Annotated in this window: 20 protein-coding genes; 8 read left to right on the top strand and 12 right to left on the bottom strand. The window is 44.3% G+C overall.

The window, feature by feature from the left end; genetic code table 11:
- On the bottom strand, positions 1–1,527 hold the full coding sequence (locus FFM84_RS07695) for an ABC transporter permease/substrate-binding protein (RefSeq protein ID WP_130844196.1): 1,527 nt from the start codon (positions 1,525–1,527) through the stop codon (positions 1–3).
- A 202-nt stretch (positions 1,528–1,729) separates the two neighbouring features.
- Between FFM84_RS07695 and FFM84_RS07690 the strand changes: the two genes are divergently transcribed.
- The gene (locus tag FFM84_RS07690; RefSeq protein WP_130844197.1) at positions 1,730–2,146 is read left to right on the top strand and encodes an Lrp/AsnC family transcriptional regulator; all 417 of its coding nucleotides are present in this window, start codon (positions 1,730–1,732) and stop codon (positions 2,144–2,146) included.
- A gap of 52 nt (positions 2,147–2,198) precedes the next feature.
- Here FFM84_RS07690 and FFM84_RS07685 read toward each other — a convergent pair whose 3' ends face one another.
- The 5 genes from FFM84_RS07685 to FFM84_RS07665 all read right to left on the bottom strand — a co-directional run bounded on the left by FFM84_RS07685 (position 2,199) and on the right by FFM84_RS07665 (position 8,981).
- Positions 2,199–2,819: a response regulator gene (locus FFM84_RS07685; RefSeq protein ID WP_130844198.1), complete on the bottom strand. Its 621-nt coding sequence runs from the start codon at positions 2,817–2,819 to the stop codon at positions 2,199–2,201.
- The gene (locus FFM84_RS07680; RefSeq protein ID WP_130844199.1) at positions 2,794–4,065 is read right to left on the bottom strand and encodes a sensor histidine kinase; all 1,272 of its coding nucleotides are present in this window, start codon (positions 4,063–4,065) and stop codon (positions 2,794–2,796) included. Before FFM84_RS07680 ends, FFM84_RS07685 begins: the two co-directional genes overlap by 26 nt.
- Positions 4,066–4,146: 81 nt before the next feature.
- Complete coding sequence (locus FFM84_RS07675; protein WP_130844200.1) at positions 4,147–6,195, bottom strand: ABC transporter ATP-binding protein/permease; 2,049 nt, start codon at positions 6,193–6,195, stop codon at positions 4,147–4,149.
- A 132-nt stretch (positions 6,196–6,327) separates the two neighbouring features.
- Positions 6,328–7,452 carry a GGDEF domain-containing protein gene (locus FFM84_RS07670; protein ID WP_130844201.1) on the bottom strand — a complete coding sequence of 375 codons (1,125 nt, stop codon included), beginning with the start codon at positions 7,450–7,452 and terminating at the stop codon, positions 6,328–6,330.
- Between the two features lie 635 nt (positions 7,453–8,087).
- The gene (locus FFM84_RS07665) at positions 8,088–8,981 is read right to left on the bottom strand and encodes an oxidoreductase (protein ID WP_130844202.1); all 894 of its coding nucleotides are present in this window, start codon (positions 8,979–8,981) and stop codon (positions 8,088–8,090) included.
- Positions 8,982–9,147: 166 nt separating this feature from the next.
- Here FFM84_RS07665 and rihC point away from each other — a divergent pair, with 166 nt between their 5' ends.
- From rihC to FFM84_RS07650, 3 genes are all read left to right on the top strand, one after another.
- Positions 9,148–10,059, top strand: a complete 912-nt coding sequence (gene rihC / locus FFM84_RS07660; protein ID WP_130844203.1) for a ribonucleoside hydrolase RihC — start codon at positions 9,148–9,150, stop codon at positions 10,057–10,059.
- Positions 10,060–10,567: 508 nt separating this feature from the next.
- Positions 10,568–11,521: a ketopantoate reductase family protein gene (locus FFM84_RS07655; protein WP_130844204.1), complete on the top strand. Its 954-nt coding sequence runs from the start codon at positions 10,568–10,570 to the stop codon at positions 11,519–11,521.
- Between the two features lie 262 nt (positions 11,522–11,783).
- The gene (locus FFM84_RS07650) at positions 11,784–12,020 is read left to right on the top strand and encodes a hypothetical protein (protein ID WP_130852012.1); all 237 of its coding nucleotides are present in this window, start codon (positions 11,784–11,786) and stop codon (positions 12,018–12,020) included.
- A gap of 57 nt (positions 12,021–12,077) precedes the next feature.
- On the opposite strand, the gene FFM84_RS07645 is transcribed toward FFM84_RS07650, so the two are convergent.
- The 3 genes from FFM84_RS07645 to FFM84_RS07635 all read right to left on the bottom strand — a co-directional run bounded on the left by FFM84_RS07645 (position 12,078) and on the right by FFM84_RS07635 (position 14,208).
- Positions 12,078–12,635 (bottom strand): acetyl-CoA carboxylase biotin carboxyl carrier protein, encoded by a 558-nt coding sequence (locus FFM84_RS07645; RefSeq protein WP_130844206.1) that lies wholly within the window; start codon positions 12,633–12,635, stop codon positions 12,078–12,080.
- Positions 12,636–12,733: 98 nt separating this feature from the next.
- Entirely contained in the window at positions 12,734–13,045 is a 312-nt protein-coding gene (locus tag FFM84_RS07640) for a hypothetical protein (protein ID WP_130844207.1), read from the bottom strand.
- 692 nt (positions 13,046–13,737) lie between these two features.
- Positions 13,738–14,208 carry an RrF2 family transcriptional regulator gene (locus tag FFM84_RS07635; RefSeq protein ID WP_130844208.1) on the bottom strand — a complete coding sequence of 157 codons (471 nt, stop codon included), beginning with the start codon at positions 14,206–14,208 and terminating at the stop codon, positions 13,738–13,740.
- A 112-nt stretch (positions 14,209–14,320) separates the two neighbouring features.
- Here FFM84_RS07635 and FFM84_RS07630 point away from each other — a divergent pair, with 112 nt between their 5' ends.
- The 3 genes from FFM84_RS07630 to FFM84_RS07620 all read left to right on the top strand — a co-directional run bounded on the left by FFM84_RS07630 (position 14,321) and on the right by FFM84_RS07620 (position 17,328).
- Positions 14,321–15,517 carry a DUF2075 domain-containing protein gene (locus tag FFM84_RS07630; protein ID WP_130844209.1) on the top strand — a complete coding sequence of 399 codons (1,197 nt, stop codon included), beginning with the start codon at positions 14,321–14,323 and terminating at the stop codon, positions 15,515–15,517.
- 31 nt (positions 15,518–15,548) lie between these two features.
- A complete protein-coding gene (locus FFM84_RS07625; RefSeq protein ID WP_130844210.1) occupies positions 15,549–16,058 on the top strand; it encodes a YbhB/YbcL family Raf kinase inhibitor-like protein in 510 nt (169 codons plus the stop codon).
- Between the two features lie 349 nt (positions 16,059–16,407).
- The gene (locus tag FFM84_RS07620) at positions 16,408–17,328 is read left to right on the top strand and encodes a hypothetical protein (RefSeq protein WP_130844211.1); all 921 of its coding nucleotides are present in this window, start codon (positions 16,408–16,410) and stop codon (positions 17,326–17,328) included.
- Between the two features lie 42 nt (positions 17,329–17,370).
- Here FFM84_RS07620 and FFM84_RS07615 read toward each other — a convergent pair whose 3' ends face one another.
- From FFM84_RS07615 to FFM84_RS07605, 3 genes are all read right to left on the bottom strand, one after another.
- Positions 17,371–17,739 carry a DUF1304 domain-containing protein gene (locus FFM84_RS07615; protein ID WP_130844212.1) on the bottom strand — a complete coding sequence of 123 codons (369 nt, stop codon included), beginning with the start codon at positions 17,737–17,739 and terminating at the stop codon, positions 17,371–17,373.
- 182 nt (positions 17,740–17,921) lie between these two features.
- The gene (locus FFM84_RS07610; protein ID WP_130844213.1) at positions 17,922–19,427 is read right to left on the bottom strand and encodes a multicopper oxidase family protein; all 1,506 of its coding nucleotides are present in this window, start codon (positions 19,425–19,427) and stop codon (positions 17,922–17,924) included.
- An 859-nt stretch (positions 19,428–20,286) separates the two neighbouring features.
- Positions 20,287–20,862: a matrixin family metalloprotease gene (locus FFM84_RS07605; RefSeq protein WP_225424748.1), complete on the bottom strand. Its 576-nt coding sequence runs from the start codon at positions 20,860–20,862 to the stop codon at positions 20,287–20,289.
- Positions 20,863–21,084: 222 nt separating this feature from the next.
- Between FFM84_RS07605 and rpiA the strand changes: the two genes are divergently transcribed.
- Entirely contained in the window at positions 21,085–21,753 is a 669-nt protein-coding gene (rpiA, locus tag FFM84_RS07600) for a ribose 5-phosphate isomerase A (RefSeq protein ID WP_130844215.1), read from the top strand.
- Positions 21,754–22,172: the final 419 nt, after the last annotated feature.

Here is a 22,172-nt window from a genome sequence, read left to right as displayed (position 1 = left end):
TTAGTTGCCCCCTTTCAATAAGCCGTGTTTAACCAAATAGTGATGCGCAACGGTTGCCGCCGACTCATTCTTAACATTGACTTCATAGTTCATTTCTTGCATATCCGTTTCGGAAATCCGCCCAGCCAGCTTATTCAAAGCTTTGACCACCTTAGGATGCTTCTTAGCAAAGGATTGTTTCATCAACGGCGCCCCTTGGTAAGTTGGGAAGAAGTGTTTATCATCCTTCAAAATTGCCAAGTTATATTGCCGCAACTCACTATCCGTTGAGTAGGCATCGACCAAGTTGATCCGGCCCTTACTAATGGCTTCATAACGCAACGCCGGTTCCATTGATTTCGCTGTAATATCTAAGCCATATGCCTTCTTTAAACCTTTCAAGCCATCGTCACGATCAATAAATTCAAGTGTCATCCCAGGCTTTAAGATCGATTCAACTTGATTCAAATCACTAATTGTCTTTAAGTGGTGTTGCCGCTTGAACTTCTTAGTAACCGCCAAGGCATACGTATTGTTGTAGGCCATTGGCTTTAGTAACGTCATCTCATCTTGGCTAGCTAGTCGCTTCTTCGCCAATTGATACGTTTGATTAGCGGTTAAATTCTTCGCATGACTCCCACTCACTAACGTTTCCAATACTGAACCGGTGAATTCTGGATAAATATCAATCTGATCATGTTTTAACGCACTGAACAAGAACGTGGTTTTCCCAAAGTTAGGCTTCAACGTCACTTTGACATGACTATCGTTGGCCTCAATTAATTGCTTATACATATTAATCAAAATTTCTGGTTCGGAACCTAGCTTCCCAGCAATCGTAATGGTTTCAGTCCGGTTAGCGTAAACGCTGTACGCCCCACCACCAGCTAGCAACGCAACGATCACCCCAAATACGGTTAACGCGCGTTTCGGTTTTGCCGTTTGGAACCAACGAATGAGCGCACTGAGCACAATCGCAAGTAAAGCGGACGAAATCGCACCAATTAAAAGTAACGAGGTGTTGTTACGGTCAATCCCTAACATAATGAATGTCCCGAGACCACCAGCACCAATCAAAGCGGCTAACGTCGCGGTCCCAATAATCAGGACAACCGCGGTCCGAATACCGGCGATGATTTGCGGCATTGCAATCGGCAGTTCGACCTTGAATAACTTACGCATCCGCGACATCCCAAACGCATCGGCAGCTTCTTCGATTGAGTCATCGATTTCATCAATCCCCAGATACGTATTTTGGAAGATCGGTAGCAGCGCGTAAATCACCAGGGCAATCACGGCCGGCACCGTCCCAATCCCTACTAATGGAATTAACAGTCCCAATAACGCTAAGGAAGGAATTGTCTGTAAAACACTGGTTAGCTGTAACAATCCCTCGGCCAGCTTAGGTCGTCTAACGGCCCAAATGGCTAACGGAATGGCAATCACCATCGCGATCACTAACGCGGCTAATGAAATACCTAAATGTTGCCAAAGCGCCGTCAACAAATCCCCGCGTCGCTCTATAAATGTTTGTATCAAGGTCTGCATAATAACCTCCCCATCCTTATCTCTAATGTCTTTTATCGTAGCATAACCACTTTTAAAATCGCAGTAAAACGCTTCACGATTTTTGCTTCACCTGTAACTTTAAAAGTTCAACATTTAACAGTCTACACCTGCTTGACGACCCTGTTAAGATTAAAACTAAAGGGTTAACCCCCTAAAACTTTAAAAAATAAGGTGTTACGATATGACCGATCCAACTGACCTCGCTATTATCAAAGCGCTAAATAAGAATTGTCGCCTCAAAGTCAGCCATCTAGCTAAGCAGGTCCACCTAACGGCACCGGCTGTCGCGGCGCGTATTGAACGTTTGGAAACAACCGGGGTGATTAAAAACTATACGATTGAGATTGATTTAGTCAAAATGGGCCTTCAGCGACAGGTTTTCATCCAAGCTGGCCTTAAAAAACCACAACACGCTGCATACTTTGCGTTTATCCAGGCACATCACAATGCCATTCGCCATCATTATCACACGACCGGTGAGCTGAATTACTTGATTGAAGCGGCATTTTTTGACAATCAAGACTTAGACACATTCTTACAAGTGCTAGGTCAACTCGCAACCTATCGTGTCATCGATATCGTTGCGGAAGATTTTTAGCGATAAACAAAAGGCACCCGGAATTTTTCCGGGTGCCTTTTAGCCTAACCATTTAAATTTCAATCAAGTGATGTTTCAAGGCGTAGGCCACTGCTTCGGCCCGAGTAAAGACGCCAAAATCCGTATAGATTTGCGTCAAATGCGCCTTAATCGTCCGTTCACTCAAATGCATCGTTTGAGCAATTTCTTTACTATGATAACCTTGCGCCACGGCCGTTAAAATCGCTTGATTCTGTGGGCTCAACGGCGCTACCGCCGGCGTCGCCGGTTGAAAGGCCTTGGCCGCAATTTCGGCTTCTAACGCCACTTGACCGTTTAACGCTTGATGCAAGGTTTGAATAATTGTTTCACGCGTTGCGTCTTTCAACAAGTAACCTTTTGCACCTAATTTCAATGCCATTTGAATCGGTTCTTGATCATCAAAGGTGGTCAGTACGACCACTGGAAGTTGACTATGCTGATTGGCTAATTGCTGCAACATCGTGATCCCGTCCATTGGCTGCATGCGAATGTCTAAAATAATAATATCCGGTGTGATCGTCTCCAACTGTTGCAGCCCGTTTTGACCATCCGTGGCTTCAGCGACCACTTCAAATTCATTGGTATTTTCCAAAATAGTCTTCAACCCTTCACGTAGCAATTGATGATCATCGACTAACATCACTTTTATCATGAGATATGCCTTCCTTAATTGGGATTAAAAAGGTCACTGTTGTGCCTTCACCTGGTTCACTTGTTAACTGGACTTGCCCATTAATTGCGGCCATTCGTTCTCGCAATCCGACCAAACCAAAATGTCCCGCCGGTTGACGCAAACTCAACTTAAACCCTTGGCCGAAATCAACAACCTGGACTTGATACTGATCCGCTTGCCGTTGTCCGCGAATAATCACCGTATCTGTTTGCGCGTGCTTCACCACATTCGTTAAGGCTTCCGAGAGACACCGCGACACTTCTGTCAGCACATTTGGGGAAAAGACCGGCAAATCTGGTAACTTCGTCTGCACCGTTAAGCCATAATTTTTTTGAAACGTCTCAGTTAATAACTGTACCCGTCCAGCCAGATCGCCTTCACTGGCACTTCGTAAATCAGTGATCGTTAACCGTGACTCTTGCAATGTTTTACGGGCGATCGTCACACTCCGTTTAATGATTGGCTTGGCACGATCAACTTGATCGTTATCTAATAAATCATCAGCCGCTTCCAATTGCATCACGACACCCGCTAGTCCTTGGGTCAACGTATCGTGCAATTCGCGCGCCATTCGTTCACGTTCATTACGAGCAGTTGAGGCTTCTAATTGCTTGTACGCCAATCGTAACTCCGCCAACACTTTTTCACTTTTTAACCGTTCATCAACTTGATGACTGTAAAACCGCCAATAGTAAATCACCACGACCGCTGTAAACAGGCTAGCTTGAATCATCACTGCCATTCGGGTCCAGTTCGTATTTAAGCCATACGATACCCAAACTGCGCCATAGGTTAGCCAGATCAAGACTATCACCCACCAACGATCACTAACCAAATTCAATCCTTCAATCAGCATCAGCGGCAACATCCCCATATAAAGCAGCTCTTGACCACCATGTAACCAAGTGCCAACGCCAACCGTCAGCGCCAACTGCGCAATAATCACACCCCATTGCCACAGCCAAACCGTCATCAGTCGTGGCAACAACCAAATCAAGCCACCGACTAGGACGACAAACGCCACGATTACTAACCAAGCTAGCCAAGTCACACTCGGCCCTGGTTTCGTGACTTGCCCCGTCGCAATCAGCGTCGCATTATGCATGCCCAACGTTAAAAAGGCGACAATTAATAGCCACGCGATGCTAGCAGGTCGGCCCTTGGTTAAAATTTCTTTTTGAACGGCCCGCCGCACTGGTTTGGGTCTAGGTGGTTTTGGTGGCATTAGTCATGCTTCCTTTCATTAAAAAGTCGTCCCCGACTTACTGAGGACGACTTTACACTATTTATCCCGATAACACCACTACTAATCAGCGGCTAACGCATCGATTGGATTCAAACGAGCGGCCCGCCAAGCTGGTAAGATCGCCGCCAACAAGGCAATCGCTAACGCAATGACAAAGGTGAAGACAATATTATCAACTTGAATTTGAATCAGGTTATAACTGGCAATACTATAGAGGGCTTTGTTCAAGACAGCGCCAATTCCATAGGCTAACCCCGTTGCTAGAGCCGCACTGACCACACCAATAATCAACGATTCACTCGTAAACAATCGACGAATATCCCGGCGACTTTCACCTAAAGCCCGCAAAATGCCAATTTCTTTTTTACGCGCACTAACCGACATAAACATCGTGACAATAATCATCAAGGCTGAAACAAGTAACGAGATTCCCGCAATTGCCGCTAAGACAGTTGTGGCTAAGTTCACGTACGTATTAACTGTGGTCAACATGCTGGCAATACTCGTCGCCATAAATTGGCGTTTACCACTCGTCTTCAACTTATTGATTTGTTTGGTGACACTTTTATTGTGTTGCCGTGAATCGACTTTAACCGTGACTGAAGTAGCTTTCGTGTTGGCCTTTTTGCTAGCCTGCATCGATTGCATCGTTGCATAAGTAACTGCATTGGCGCCACTACCAGTACTCCCATTAGTAATCCCAGCAACTGTTAACTTCCGTTTGATTGTCACCGTCTTACCTGACTTATTCGTTGTCTGATAAGAAACCGTGACTTTTTTACCGACTAACTTACGCCAGTTTTTGCTAGACCACTTTTTAGCGATCGTACTCTTATCGAGGACAATTTCATTTTTGCCAGCTTGATGTCCCACTTTAATCGTTGACTTGCGATCATTGGCGGACCAGGTCGTCAATGAACTAGCCGTATAGTCTTTTTTGCCAATTTTGATAGTGGCATTGCTGGCAGTTAAGCCACCTTGGGCACTGGAAACGTGCTTTAATTGACTTAATCGCTTAATCTGCGCCGTTGAAAATGTCTTAACACTACTAGTATCACTAGCGCTGGCCGTGGCGGTCGCACTGCCAGCAGCACTTGGGCTACCGCTACCTTGGGCCTGTTGTGCTTGCGCTTGTTGGTTGCTCTGACTGCCGCCACGCTTAGACTGACTCGTCTTCGTATAACGAGCCACCGTCACAACTTGTGGGTTCACCATATCATTAATCTGTTGATTAATATAGCCCTTCAGTCCATTGCCTAGACCGTTAAATAACATGACCGCAAATAACCCAATTGCCGTCCCAATCACAATGAGTAAATTCCAGCTCCACGTATATTTGAGATGCTTGAAAGCCGTTGTTAATGGCACGTACCATGGTAACTTACGGGCCGCAATTTGTTGAGCCTGTTCGTCAACGGGATAAGCCGTCTTCAACCGCTCATCAGCCGTAATCTTCCCATCAGCTAACCGGACAATCCGCGTACCCGCATCCGCAACTGCCTGTGAATGCGTCACACAAATAACTAACCGACCTTCGGCAGCAATTTGATCTAAAAGCTGTAAAACTTCGGCTGTGTTTTGAGAATCCAAGGCACCCGTTGGTTCATCGGCAATAATAATCTTAGGATCACTTGCCAATGCCCGCGCAATGGCAACCCGTTGTTTCTGACCACCAGATAATTGGTTCGGATATTTTTTCACCTGATCACTGAGGCCGACTTGCGCCAATAACTCATGCGCCCGTTGTTCCCGTTGCGATCGTGAGAGCTTGGTCATATCTAATGAAATTAAGACATTGTCTAAAACCGACAAATGACTAATTAGATTATATGACTGATAAATATACCCGATCGTTTCGCGCCGGTAACGGTCCATTTGTTTTTCTTGATGATGATCAATGGCTTGACCTTGGAGCAAGACTTGCCCATCGAATTGCCGGTCTAATCCCCCAATAATGTTCATCAAGGTGGATTTACCACCACCAGACTCACCTAAAATCGCGACGAATTCGCCACGTTCAAAGGTTAAATCAATCCCATTTAATACTGGGAAAGCTTCTTTGCCTAAGTAATAGGCTTTATGAATGTCTTTTAACTCTAAATAACTCACGCGTTATCACCTAGTTCTCTCTTAAATTAGTGAGCTAAGTTTAACGCGTCCTGAAATGCTTGTCATCGAACGTTGGGACATATTTAACTGCCCGTTTGGGTAATAAAAAAGAACCACCCCACGGCAGTTCCTTTAATCACTCGTAATTTGCATCCGACCATTTTGTTTCGAATGATATAAATTTTTATCCACGCGATCATAGAAGACAGTCGGCGACACATCAGCGGCTAAGGCGGCACTTCCGACTGAGATCGAGAGTTCGATTATCCCGTCACCCGTCACAACTTGCGTATGATTGATGGCCAAAAAGATTTGCTGAATCGTTTTTTTCGCTACTTCTGGTTCAACTGGCATGAGCACGTTGAATTCCTCACCACCAGTTCGATACAACCGCATTTGCGCGTGATTAGCTTCAATCACGGTTTGGGCAACGACCACCACTTGCTTCAAGACTTGATCACCCGCTAAATGCCCATAGGTATCATTAATATGCTTGAAGTGATCAATATCAAACATCATCATCGTTAACGGCTGTTGATGCTGATGATGCCGTTTAAACCACCCATTCAAAGCTTCAGTATAAGCCGCAAAGTTTTCAGCGTGGGTCAACTCATCATGTTCAGCGGACCATTCCAATTGCTGACGCAACTCACTGTTATGCGACAACATCGACACATACAGATAGATCAGAATTTCGAAAATAACCAGATACAGCCATTCTTCCCAAAAGATTCGCCAAGTAAAATTGAACTTAATCTGCATTAGTACCCAGAATACCCCACCAAATGGGATCGTAACTAGTAAATAACCAATAATCGGTTGTCTAACCGTCTGATGACGCCGTTGGATATAGTTGAGAACACCGAAGAAAGCCAACATCGCAAAACCATGCGCCCATGATTCCCACGACCCCCAAGAGTGGTTAAACCACATAAACATAATCAACAATGGGGCTAATGTATAATAAGGCACACGTAAATTGACAAAATAACCGCAAAAAATCACGGCCATTAATTGAAAGTTCATAAATTGCCACGAATAGTTCGCCCCTACAACCAGAGCTTGTAAGCCGAATACGAAGACAATCATATAGCCCAAGCCATACCAGGCTTCGAACTGATCATCCGACCATGGTAAATGCCATTCGTGAATCCAGATTTTTAAGGTATTAACAGTTGCCCAGTAAAGGGTGACGACACCTAAGATGAAAAAGACGCCCGTGACAAATGGCGGCACTTGCCAATGGAACCATGTCATGTCAGCCCTCACCTCATTTCGCACCTTAACATGGTTGTTTTATTAATTTCAGTTTTAGTTCTAGCTTAATTAGACAGATAATTTTCATTTTACCGTTACCGTCATAAAAAGCAACCAATATACAAATGAAAACGACCTAAAAGCATTGATTATGCTTAATTTATTAGTCAATATGCAGTAAAGTCCTTACTAGTACTGATTTGAGCTATGCTAAATTGACCACCTACGTCAGCCAGTGATTCTGCCGGCTGTGGGACCGGCTCCAGCCAAAGTTCGGGCTTCCACCTCGCTTTTGAGCCTAGCCCAAATCGCTAGTCGCAAAAGTCGTCCACATCGTAAAGTCCGGCAGAACCATCCGGACTAACGATGTCTTCACGGCCGGCGCCATCACTGGCTGACTCCGGTTATAACGTTGATCAATCTAGTCATCATTATAACCGAGAGTGCCTCCACATTGAGCCCAGCCGTGGGAAGCTCTTATCGCTTAGAGCTTGGCGCTTTTGAAACACGGGTTGGGTGGTTCAAAACGACGGTTCAGACCGCTTTTTGGATGAACCGATCCGCCCACAGCGTTCCGGCTCAATGTGGGCGAACGGTAGGTGGCAAGCAACGCTATTTTTAATTAATCGGTACGCTTAACTTTCACGCCGATAATGACGACTACTAGCTCGCTGCGTCTTTTTATGCATCACTTTTGCTAACTTAGCGGCGCCGTGAACAGCTTGGTTCATTAAGTAATCGAACTGACGATCCGATAGCCACTTCCGCGCCGCGAGTGAAACGCCCGCACCCATGCCCGCATGATAACGAGTTTTCGGCCGGTCATCGTTGACCGCACGCACCATCAACTTCGCAATGACACCCGGTTGTGAGGCAAATTGATCAAATAATGATAACATCGCACCAACTTCTTTAGCTTGCTTTCCATAGGCAGTTTCACCAGAAACAGCTAAGAGTTTTTGCTCCGCAATACCGGCCCATTCGGTCTTAATACCACCAGGTTCAATCATGATTACATCAATGCCCAATGGCGCTAATTCCATTCGCAACGCATCACTCATACCTTCAATCGCATGTTTCGTCCCCATGTACCACGCACTTAACGGTTGATAGATTTTGCCACCAATTGATGACACGTTGATAATGCGGCCAGCACCTTGCGCCCGCATCATCGGTAACACCAATTGGGTTAGCCGCATGACACCAAAGACATTCACTTTGAATTGATACTCACCTTCGGCTAACGGTACATCTTCCAACGCGCCATATGAGCCATACCCCGCATTGTTGATTAATACATCAAGTCGCTGCTGTTCGGCCTTAATCGTCGCTACTGCTACCACTAATGTTTGCTCATCAGTCACATCCAGTTTTAACACATGCACACCAGCCGCCGCTAAATCGGTCATTTTCTCAACTCGACGAGCAGCGCCATACACAATATTGCCTTGCGCTTTTAGCTTCAACGCCGTGGCCTTCCCAATTCCTGATGACGCCCCTGTAATCAAAATCACCCGTGGCTCTGTCATAAAAGTTGCCTCCAATTATCCTTAATGATTAATGCCATGCTACGCCTTAACGCTGGGAATTGCAATCGGATTCAATAGCGCGAACTATGCCTAAAAATGGTACACTAATGATAGTTATTAACGACGCTGGCTAGCGTCACTGCTTATATAATAGGAGGAAATGACTATGCCAACTAAAATTATTATGGATACGGATCCTGGTATCGATGACGCCGCTGCAATCACGATTGCGTTGAACCACCCAGATTTTGACCTACAACTCATTACCACGGTGGCTGGGAATGTCACGGTCGATAAAACCACATTAAATGCTTTAAAACTGACTAAGTTTTTTCATAAAAACGTCCCCGTTGCGGGCGGTGCCGCACAACCACTGATCAAGCCATTTGAAGATGCTGCTCGCATCCACGGCGAATCTGGTATGCCCGGCTATGATTTTCCAACTGATTTAGACCAACCAATGTCGATGACGGCAATTGAAGCGTTACGTGATCACATCATGGCTGCCAAAGAACCCATCACACTCGTCCCAACTGGTGCCTATACCAACATTGCCTTGTTATTCAAGACTTATCCCGAAGTGATTCCACATATTAAAGAAATCATCGCCATGGGTGGGGCTTTAGGTAAAGGTAACATGACTAGTGCCGCTGAATTCAACGTCTTCACCGATCCACATGCAGCCGCTATCATGTATGCCGCTGGTGTGCCAATTACCATGGTTGGCTTAGATGTCACGATGAAGGCTTTGTTGACACCTGATACAATGACCAAACTCCCAACACTCGGCAAAACTGGGACAATGTTACATGCCCTCTTCAATCATTACAACGATGGTGACCAAGCAGGGATTCCGATGCACGATGTTAACACGTTGTTCTATCTCTTACATCCTGAGGCCTTTACAACCGAAAAGATGTGGATTGATGTCCAAACTGACGGTCCCGCAATTGGCGAAACGGTCGGCGATATTCGTGGCGCTTACCATGAGGGCAAAACGAATGCAACGGTTTGTGTCGATATTGACGCTGCTGCTTTCAATACCTGGTTCTTAACTGCTGTTGAAGCAATTGGTTAGAGATAACCTTTAGTTTTTTAATTAAAATCAACGATTGAATCTTAATCTGGGGTCACTCAGGTTAAGATTCTTTAGTTTACCGAAAAATAGTTGACATTTCCTAAAAATGACATTATGGTTATAACATTAAAACTTGATGAAAAGCCAAATACTTTGAAGGAGTCGTTCAATTGACATGCTTAGAAAGTACCGCTTGTTGGGAAGGTGCCTTGGCAATTGAATTAAAGGGCAAAGTTGGCGCGAACTTTTCGAGGTTCGCTGGGTGCACCCATTACCGTGCAGCGTTTAGTTTACTGAACGTGTTGAGGATTAGTGTGTGAACACTAATCAAATTAAGGTGGTAACCCGTGAAAACGTCCTTTGGATTTTAGATCCAAAGGGCGTTTTTGTCATCTCGTTTTATCAAACATAAGTCATACCAATTCCAACACACATAGTCGTTACATATAGATTCATCATATTATAAATTATTCACATATATTAAATAGTTGAAAGGAAGTTTTAATTTATGAAATACGGCATTATTGGTGCAGGCGCGATGGGGTATCGTTACGGGGTCATGTTGCAAGAGAACGCGGCGGTCGAGGTTGATTTTATCGAAACTTGGACTCCTAATATCCAAATGGTTCACGACCAAGGTGGCGTAAAAGTTGCCCGTGATCATGCAAATCAACACATCGTCCCGATTAACATCTATACCCCAGAAGACTACACCGGTCATCCCGACGTCTGGATTGTTTTCAAAAAGCAGATGCAGCTGGCCGACGAATTGAAACGTGATGCCCCATTATTTCATGACGATCAATACGTCTTTTCAGCCATGAACGGCATGGGTCATTTTGAAAAAATCGCGGCCTACTTCCCTGCTGACCATATTATTGGGGGAACTGCCATGATCGCAACGGTCCTAAATGGTCCCGGTGACGTTGATTTTATGGGACCCAAAGGTAGTGAGGCAATGCATATGAGTAAATATGCTGGCAAAATCGATGACACAACTACAGCCGTCATGGCTGATTTCAAAGCAGCACAACTAAATCCCATTTGGTCAGATAATTTTATGGGTATGTGCCTGTCTAAAGTCGTTTTCAACGCCGTAACTAATAGTCTTTGTACCATGTTTGAGTTACAAATGGGGCAATTCATTGAATATCCCGGCGTCAAGGCTATGGCGACCCAACTCTTCAATGAAGCGTACGATGCTTGCGAGCGCGCCGGCATTAAGTTAATCGAAACCCGCCAAGCCGAGATTGATTCTGTTGAAACGGTCAGCCACGCTTACAAGTACCACTATCCATCAATGTACCAAGACTTTTCAAACGGTCGGCCAACCGAAGTCGATTACATCAACGGCTACATCGCCAAACTCGGTCGCGAACACGACTATGTTTGTCGGGTCCATGAATTCGTCACTCACGAAGTGCATTTGGCGGAAATGATGCGGCAGTATAAACACGCTTAATCTCAGCACCATTTTTTAGTTAAGTTCTAAAGACTGTACGTTAATAATTGCGAGCGAAACTTTATCAGAGACGTCTTGGGCTAGGTTAAATTGGTCACCTACGGCAGATGGCAAGTGGGCCAATTTAAGGTATCCCTAACGTTTAAGGCGGATTTTCATGACTTTATGTCATTATTTCTAATAAGCCACTTCATTATGCTAAGCTTAATTTATCGAGAGCACACGGCGTTCGGCAGACAAACTGTGATGGAGGTTGGTAATGATGAAACAGTTAAAAGCAGCATGGTTAGATATTTGGGGGTCCGTTGAAATCCTAATGGTGATTTTAATTCCGGTTGTCCTTATCATTAAGGGCTTAATTGATCTCATTACCAATGGTCAGTATGAGTTGCTTACCTATCTCAAACTGTTAGCCACCAGCCTTTTAGGCGCCCTGATCTTCTTTAGTCTTTCCGAACTCATTGAACAAGCCATCCATTGGTGGCGCAATCGCGCTTAAACACAAAAATAAGGCTAGTCTCACCTATTCATTGGCGAGACTAGCCTTTCATTATCATTAAATATCACTAGGATTATCTAGTGCCAATTGAATCAATGGTTGGCCGAAGTTCACTTCGTCACCATTTTTCACTAAAATCCGTTTTACTTGTCCGGCTTGTTTTGCAACTACCGGCCGCATCATTTGCATCGCTTGAATCAACCCCACCTGTTGACCAACACTAACATGGTCGCCAACTTTAACATAAGGTGGTTCTTCAGCGGAATGTGCTGGATAATAAATCCCCACTACCGGAGCCGTCACACATTCTTTTGGATCGATTTCATCCATAACCGGCGCTGAAGCTGCCGATACTGGCGTTGGTGCCGCAGTGGGCGCTACTGGTGTCGTGACCGTTGGTTGAGGCGTCACAATGGGCGCCTCACTAACTGGGGCATTGGGAATTGGTGCCGGTTGGGGTGTCGCAGGTGCTGGGGTCACAACCGGACCGCTAGCTACTGCAGCTTTACTCTTCTTACCCAACTGGATCTCAAATTCTTGATCGCGATATTCAAAACTCGTTAAGTTACTTTGTTCAAACTTATCCATTAACTGGTAAATCTTATCTAAATCCATCAAACAACCCTCCAATAATTGACACGTCTTATTATAATGCTAAGTGTACCGCAGGATTATTATGGAAGTGTGAATGCTTCATTAAGAATTTTTCAAAATTAAGCCGTAGCGGTTGCAGGTACAACCTTAAATTGTAGCAACGGTGCCGGCGATTTACCGGCTTTAACATAGGCCAATACCGCATCGACTTGATCCAATTGTAATAACCGATTGTCAAGCTGCCAGAGGTCCCGTTGATAATAATCATGACAATATTGCACCAGATGCGTCAAAAAATCACCGATTGCTTCATTTACCGTATTTCCGCGGCCATCAACGCCCCAAAAGGCGGCTGATTCCACCCAATATCGATCTTCTGCCAATTCTTGATAACGTCTTTCTTCATGAACGATTGCTAAACAGCTGGTCATGGCCAGGCCCCCTCATTGAATATGTGAACAAAGATACCACGTCACTTAGGCGCTGACAATCAAAAACAGCGAACTCGTTTTAAATTAAGGTTCTTAAATCAAGTCACCTTAAATTACAAACAAGTCCGCTATTTTAGTTAAGAATCTAAAGGTCAAAAAGTTGCTTTCAATAACAGTTGTTGATAGGTCAAGTGTTCACCGATCAAAAAAATAGTCATACTTGCCACCTACCGTTCGCCCACATTGAGCCGGAACGCTGTGGGCGGACCGCTTCAGCCCAAAAGCGGTCTGAACCGTCGTTTTGAACCACCCAACCCGTGTTTCAAAAGCGCCAGTCTCTAAGCGATGAATCGCTAAGAGAGGCCCACGGCTGGGCTCAATGCGGGCTCACTCTCGGTTATAATAGTGATCACTAATTGATTAGCATCCACGTGATAACCGGAGTCAACCAGTGATGGCGCCGGCCGTGATAACATCGTTAGTCCGGATGGATTTTCCGGACTTTACGATGTGGACGACTTTTGAGACTAGCGGTTTGGGCTAGTCTCAAAAGCGAGGTGGAAGCCCGTACTTTGGCTGGAACCGGTCCCCACAGCTGGTAGAATCACTGGCTGACGGAGGTGACCAATTTAGTATAACTCAAATTAATGCTGCTAAATTTTTTACCGTCAAAACCAACTTTCAGCCTTTAATTAAGAATCTAAATCTGCTTCACGTTGTAAAAAATACCCATGATGCTGAATATCGCGTTTTAAATCTGCCATCGTAAATTGGTGGTAATAAGCCCGATACTCACGATCCGCAACCGTAAACAAATCCGTTAACGTCTCACTAATATTGGCCGCAATTGCCGACTGATCGGCCGACGTCTCCGTTTGCGATGGCCCGGTGATAAAGCGAGCATAACTCAAGGTCGGTGGAATCGTTAAATCATACAGATCACCCAGATTCATCGCTGCTAGCGACTGTTCCAGTTGATAGCCACCATTTTTTCCAACTGTCCCCACCAAATATCCCTGCTTATGTAAAATTGATAAAATATTGCGAATCATCACTGGATTTAAATGCAATGATTGTGCAAGTTCCCGACTAGATATTTTATTTGGTCGATGCTCATCTAAGTATAGCAAGCTGTGCACCGCCACTGAAAAATCAAGCTTCACAAAAATCCCTCCCATCATTTAGTTGACTAAGCTAAGTTTACCACCAATTGTAATGATTCTCATTTCAATTAAACTAAAAGTTACGTTATAATGCGCTCAGGGGGCTTTATGTATGACAACTGAACTAAGTGCCGCGACTTTCAAGCTCGCGGATGCGGCCGCACTATCCCCGGCCCAACAACAATTAGAGCATCAACTACTCAACTTTATCCAACAACATTTAACAACACCAACTACTGGCCTCTTCGTCATTCAAGGCGATGCCGGTACCGGTAAAAGTGCAGTCTTAGCAGCAGCTTTCACTAAGCTTCAAGCTTTGAGCCGTCAAGCAGCAGCCAACCCGTTGCAACACACGGACAATTACTTGGTCGTCAATCACAATGAAATGCTCAAAATTTACAAACGTTTAGCCGGTGACGATCCCGATTTGCGTAAAAAGGACTTTCAAAAACCGACACCCTTAATTAATCGACTCGCCAAGTCCGATCACAAAGCCGATGTCGTCTTTGTTGACGAGGCCCATTTACTGCTCACACAGCCCGATCGCTACAATCGGTTTGACCAACAAAATCAGCTACACGAGATTATCAAGCACAGTCGCGTTGTCGTATTAGTCTTTGATCCACACCAAGTTTTAAAGCTCAAAAGTTACTGGCAAGCCGACCAACTAGCGCCATTTTTGGCTCATTACCCGCACGAGATCTTCAATCTCGATGAACAGTTTCGTGTGACTGGTAATGCTGAGGTCGTCAACTGGATCGACGGTTTCACCCACGGCAAGCTTCTCGCCAAACCACACAGTCCACAATTCGACTTTCAAATTTTCGATGATGGGCAACCACTATACGACCTGATTCGTCGACGTGACGCCAAGTCCCAATTATCACGAGTTGTCGCTACTGCTGACTTTCCATACGTTGTGAATCACGGCACGTGGTATGTGACCGCTGGTTCCTTAAAGTTACCTTGGGATAAGGTTAATTTAACCGATGATCCGTGGGCCTTACGACCGGAAACGTTAAATGAAGTCGGCTCAATTTATACCATTCAAGGATTTGACTTGAACTATGCAGGCGTTATTTTAGGGCCATCGGTTGGTTATGATCCAAAAACAAACCACGTCATCGTGCGTCCTGATCGTTACGAAGATCAAGAAGCGTTTAAAAATCGTGATGATTTAGGCGAACTTGCACCATTAAAAGCCCAGATTATCTTCAATTCAATCAATGTGTTAATGAAACGTGGTCGTTACGGCTTATATCTTTATGCCTGCGATCCGGTCCTACGACAACACCTATTAGCGTTATAATAAAGTTACTCAATTTTAAGGAGGCATTTTTATGCAAGTCTCGATCCCAACGGTTAACGGTCTGTTAGCTGACAAATACAGCAAACACGCCGCTCCCGATCAACAATACAAGGGCCATCCGATTATCTCGTTTCCAGTTGACATTCAAGACGTCCCCGCTGGTACTGAAAGTTTAGCGTTCGTCTTTTATGATCACGATGCGATCCCAGTTAGTGGCTTCACTTGGATTCACTGGATTGCTGCGAACTTACCAGCTGATACGACCAGCCTACCAGAAAATGCCAGCCAAAGTGGCGCTGTCTCCATGGTACAAGGTAACAATTCTAGTGCTGGGGGCTATACCGGTGAAACCGATCTGAAAGTCACCCAACATTACGTTGGGCCTTATCCACCTAATGGCGATCACGACTATACGTTCAAACTCTATGCCTTGGATACCACCCTACCAGTCAAACCTGGTTACTGGTTAAATGATTTTTACAAATTAAGCGAAGGCCATGTTTTAGCTACAGCTAAAGCAATTGTCGTTGGTCGGCACTAAAGATTATTGAAAGAGAGTGAGACAAAAGACGGTTTGCTACCGAGCATAGCCTAGGAATACGAATGATTGTGCATTTCAATCGTTCGTATTTCGTAGCTAAGCGGAGGGAGCAGTCTTTTGTCGCACGTTTCGACTATAAATATTCGGAGATTTAAAAAGAGTTTGGACATTTGTTCCAAGCTCTTTTTAATATCCAAATGGAATTTAAATGTAAATGATTTAGGTTTATTATTTAACAAATTGCCTTTATATAGGCCTGAAAGATTAAAATAAGTATGTTATAATCGTCAACAGTCGTTTCAAATAATATTATTTTTTTATATTAAAACTAGATTAAGGAGTTTTTTGTATGCGCCACTTATTCACCACTCGACCGGGTCGCGATTATCTCATCGGCTTTGCATTCATTCTCATCATGGTTGGTCTTGCCACTTATCAGCAAGATTACGAGATCATTTTGCCAGAAATCGGTGCCCTCACGACAGGCACTTGGATTTATCGTAAGGCCACCTGGATTAACCAACCCGTCAAAATCTTTCTAGCCCCCGCTGGTACAGCTATTATTGGCTTTTTGGTCAACCAATTAGCACTAGGTTACGCCGTTAAAGTCTACTTAACCTTGTTACTAATTCTCGTGTTGCTTAGCATTTTACGTTCAACGTTAGCCCCATCATTTGCGACTGGCTTATTACCCATCATCGTTAATGCGACACATTGGGTATTTATCGTGGCGATTGTGGTCTTCACCGCCAGCCTAATGATCGGGGTCTTTTTACAAGGTACCTATCGTCAAACAGCCCCGGCACCTAAACTACAATGGCCCACAATGTTAGGCTTTATGTTAGCCGCGACCCTGTGGATCGGTGTTGTTTGGAGGATTGATCAACCCCAGATGGCCGGTATTCCACCGGTACTGGTCGTTTTCTTCGAGGTTGCACAATTGCCTACCTATAGCGGTAAGTTAGCCATTAAACACATCATTGCATTGAGTGGCGCTGCCACATTAGGTGTTGTGAGCTATTATTTATTGGGTACTTGGTTGCTAGCAACTTTGGTTAGCTTACCTCTGGTTTTTATCATGCTAAGCCTCTTAAACCTCAAGTTGCCCGCGGCTTATGCCTTTCCACTGCTAGCACTAGTCTTACCCACTAACATGTTTCTTGGCTTACCGCTAACGGCTAGCTTAGCGGCGATTTTCTTTTTAGGTACGGTCTATTTGTACAAACAAGTCATGAATCGACTCAGTTGGGCTTCCGAAAATGGATCATAAAAAAAGTTTGCGCCAATATTAGGCACAAACTTTTTTTATTCGCTAGACTAACAAGAACAAGACAAACGCAATCAAGGCTGGTAACCCTTGAACCACGATAATCGACTTGCTGGCGGTCGCACTACCGTAAACCGCTGCAACCATCACGCATGCTAAGAAAAACAAGGTGACACCCGTGCTAGCAGCTGCAGGCACAACCCATAAACTATATAAAATACCAACCGCTAAGAATCCATTGTACAGGCCTTGATTGCCGAACAACGTTTTAACTTCTGGCATTTTCAATAATTTCCGTGGAACCCCAAAGGCCTTAGCTGCCATCTCACTATCCGCATTAAACATTTCCAACCATAGAATAAAGAAATGCTCGACTGCCACTAAAATGGCCATAATCATTGCTGCAATTGCCATTATACTCAACCCCTTTATTTAACTAATTCTAGTGTAACAAAGGGCGTTCATTGAATAAACCCGAACGGCTTATCATTAAGATAATCGTGACATAAAAGAGCGCCCCGTCAGCAATGGCAGGTCGCTCTTTTATCAACATCTATTTACTACTAGTAATGGCAACGCGATCACCACAACTTTTTTTACATACCTGGCATCCAAACATCCTCGGGTTTAACCCCTTGCTCTTCCGCAAAGGCATTGCGCAGCGTGTCCATATCCATTAAATGATATGTCTTTGGATGATCTGGATCATAAGATTCGATCTGAGCCATCATCCCACCATCTTCATGTTCAATGATGTGACAGTGATACATGTAAACCCCGGTCAAATCAAACCGAACTTGAATCCGTACCGTTTCACCCGGGTTAACCCCAACGGTATCTTTCAAACCATGTTCATTAGGATAAACGGGCCCACCATTACGTGATAACACTCTAAATTGGGTGCCATGCACGTGGAACGGATGAACCATCCCGTTTTCCGTACTGTTCGTATTATTAATGTCCCAAATCGCGACATCGTGCACTTTTTGTCGTGCATCAATCCGTTGCATGTCGAACTTCTTACCGTCCATCGCCACTTCTTCGTCCATACCGTCCATCGTAATTGTTCGAACTGGTAAGCCTGGTGTCGGTGTTTCTGCTGGCAAATCCACTAAATGATCTGGCAGTTGGGTATCGTCAGGTTCAAATGCTTTGATCCGGAAATGTACTAATGGCGTCTCATCAGTCATCAAAGCGACTTCATCACCCGGCTTGTAAGCACCAAAGTCCACAATAATTTCATCCCGTTCAGCACAAGTCATCATGACTTTGTTCATGTAAACTGGCGCTGGCATAATACCACCGTCAGAACCCACTTGGGCAAATTCAAGATCATCATTAAAGTGTAACCGCCATTCACGCCGGTTGGACCCATTCAAGATTCGTAAGCGAACCCGTTGTGTCGTGACATCAAAATAAGGATTAATTGTCCCATTGATCAATGCGGTATGTCCTTGCACGCCATCAGGATCATAGTCCGCGCGATAATCGAATTGATTATCCGCATGGAATTCCCGGTCCTGTAAGACTAATGGAATATCATCGACCCCATAATTGCGTGGGAATGGTAATTGATCTTCGACGTCATCTTTAATAATGACCATCGCTGCCAAGCCTTTCCAAACTTGAGTAGCCGTTGATGGACATGGATGAGCATGTAGCCAAGTCGTAGCGGCTGGTTGCATGACATCAAAGTCAATGTGGTTGGTTTGCCCCGGATAAACCGGCGCATGACAACCACCATCCGTAATTGGCCCCGAAACATCTAACCCGTGCCAATGGAAAGTCGTTAATTCAGGTAACTTGTTCTCTAAATCAATATGTGTGTGTTTTCCGTTGCGAAAAACTAACGTTTGACCTAAAAAGCCTGCATTGTAGCCCCAAGTCTTAGTCTTTTTTCCTGGCAGAAATTGCGTTTCACTCGTTTCAGCCGTTACGGTGTAATAATCATCTGTCGCCGTTTGTTTATCGGGCTTCAACAATGGTGGTACTGCCAATGGTTGTGGCTCAACCGTTGGCGTCTTCAGTGGAATATAACCGCCATCATGCGTGTTATAAGCTGGTTCATCAAAAAAATAATCCGTATAGACTTTCTTGGTCATTGTGACATCCCCTCTAAAATTCTAAACATCCTATATTGATAACCGGAGTTAGCAACCGTTAACTCTACGTCCAGTTTAGAATTGTTTCAATTGAGTGTCAACGATTATTAAGCAACCGTTTTCTTCTATAATTAAAGGTTGAAAATCACTTTTTAACCATATTTTTTTGCTAGGTTAAGTATTCACCTATCGAAAATAGTCATGCTTGCCACCAACCGTTCGCCCACCTTGAACCGGAACGCTGTGGATGGACCGGCTCAGCCAAAAAACGGTCTGATCCGTCGTTTCGAACCGCTAAACCCGCGTTTCAAAAGCGCCAGGCTAAGCGAAATCGCTAAGAACCCCCACGGCTGGGCTCAATGTGGACTCGCTCTCGGTTATAATAGTGATCGCTAGATTGACACATAGTGAACTGTCCGGAGCCAGCCAGTGATGGCGCCGGCCGTGCAAACATCGTTAGTTCGGATGGTTTTTCCGGACTTACGATGTGGACGACTTTTAAGACTAGTGGTTTTGGCTAGGCTTAGAAGCGAGATGGAGTCCCGCACTTTGGCTGGAACCGTTCCCCACAGCCGGCAGAATCACTGGCTGGCGGAGGTACACAACTTTAGGTCATAAGGCCGCTACCGGCCGCATAATCACTTTCCAATCTTTTCTTCTATACAGTAGGATGCAAAAAAGCAACTAACTAGGGGCGTTAGTTGCTTCGTTATTTATCCTTATTAAGTTTCCCATCAACCTCGGTTGCTTACAGCCGAGGCCCAAAGCTCACCTAGCTGCCGATTGGGGCAAGCAGCTTCGCGGGGGTTAATCAAAACACGGTGAGTCTTGCCATTGATCGCTACCAACAGCTCTACTTTTATTGTGCACTTAAAGAACTCTTACCAACCGGCATCAAGTCGCGTTTAGCCACGGCCGACTTATCGACACCCGCAATCGCGTTATAACGGTTGTTCGCCATCATGACACTGTGCGAGTTCGAGCTGTGTTGTAACCCAATCACATGACCTAATTCATGTTCGGCCACATGCACCCGATCGGATTTTGAGTACTTGTAAGTGGCGAGATTCTTCCGAAGCAGTTTGACTGTCGCACTAGTAAAATAGCCCACCGAATCAGCTTTTGTAAACGTGATCCCAGCCAACATGTTGTATTTACCAGTTGTCGCCGTACTCGTTGTCAAAACAATATCATGACTTTTCGCGGTGCCCGCAACAAACTTAAAGTCGCCAGTCTTATTCCAAGCCTTGATCGCCTTTTGGTAAATACTCCGGTAATAAGTTGACTTGGTATTGTAAACATACGTCACTTCTGGATGCCGCCAGCGGTGACTACTGAAAGGGGTGGCTGCTGAGGATGCTTGTGCCACGCTCCCTAAGTTTAACGTTAGGAGCATTGCCAGCATCACTAAAACCAACCGCATTCTCTTTCTCATCATTGGTACCTTCTTTCGCTTCACTGAAGGTAGCTATCAATGTACCTTTATTTTAAGGCTAGCTACCGATTATTTTTGGTTTACGGTTTGAGATTGACCCAACCGATTCGATTTTTTTCATTTCTCGTGTTAGTTAATTAGTTAATCCAAGTTTTTTAATTCGCTTACTCATGCAAGTGGTAATATGGAATTATCTTTAAAAAATTGGAAGTGGAACCTAATATGTCTATCAGCGAAAATATCGTACAACAGGCGCTTTTACTTATCAAACCGGGAATGACCATTGGTTTCGGGGGTGGAACTACCGTTGGGCTATTGGTAAAGGCCGCTGCTAACCTAGTTAACGAAGTTCAAGTTTTAACCCCTTCACCAACAACACGCCAGTTAGCAACCGTCCTAGGTTACACCGTTATTGACGCTCAATATTGTGATCGCATCGATCTGGCATTCGATGGGTGTGACCAATTAGACCACCATCACTCAGCCTTAAAAAGCGGTGGCGGTATTCATTCGAATGAGAAAATAATCGCAACGTTGGCAGACGAATATTGGCTTTTAGCGCCAGAAACTAAGCTAGTCAACGAATTTGACACTAAAGATCCTTTAGTCTTAGAAGTCCTACCGCAAGCTTTTGCATTAGTTATGCATAAAGTTGCAAGATTAGGTGGTCAACCGACCGTGCGTACGGCCAGTAATCGCGATGGTATGACGTTAACTGACAATGGTAATTTGATCATTGATTGCCACTTTCCAAGCTATCAAAGTCTACCAAATATAAACCAGCAGTTGTCAGCATTAGCTGGAGTGGTTGAGACGTCTTATTTCGACCATTTGGTAACCAATGCCATCATTGGTTCACCCATAACTGGAGCAATAAATTACTTATATTAAATTTTGTTTACAGAAGTAAATTTTAATATATATGATGTTTATTTTCGAATTTTCAATAAAAATTAATTCGAATAAAACGTCTTTTTCTATTATCGATACTTATTTAGTATGTAAAAGACTGTGAATCGCAGTTTTTATCAATAAGCCATATAAACTCTTTATTTATAAGGGTTATATGGCTTTTATCAACAATATTGTTCAAGCAATCATCATAAAAGTTTATAATAATTAATAATATAAAGCCTGAGACGATCAATTTAGATACAGCGTTTTTCACTCATCCATTGCTATTATCATTGCTTATAATACTGCTGACTTAGCATAGTTTTTTCGTTCAATTGATTAGTCGCATTTCATCGACATGATTTTCAAGCAAACGAAACAAGTTGGTTAGCGCTTACAACTAACAGTCATCGTCT

Source organism: Lactiplantibacillus mudanjiangensis, from assembly GCF_005405385.1.
In the GTDB taxonomy this organism is placed as follows: Bacteria; Bacillota; Bacilli; order Lactobacillales; family Lactobacillaceae; genus Lactiplantibacillus; species Lactiplantibacillus mudanjiangensis.
Note: the sequence above shows the minus strand (reverse complement) of the source record. Positions and strands in the feature narration are given on the sequence as shown.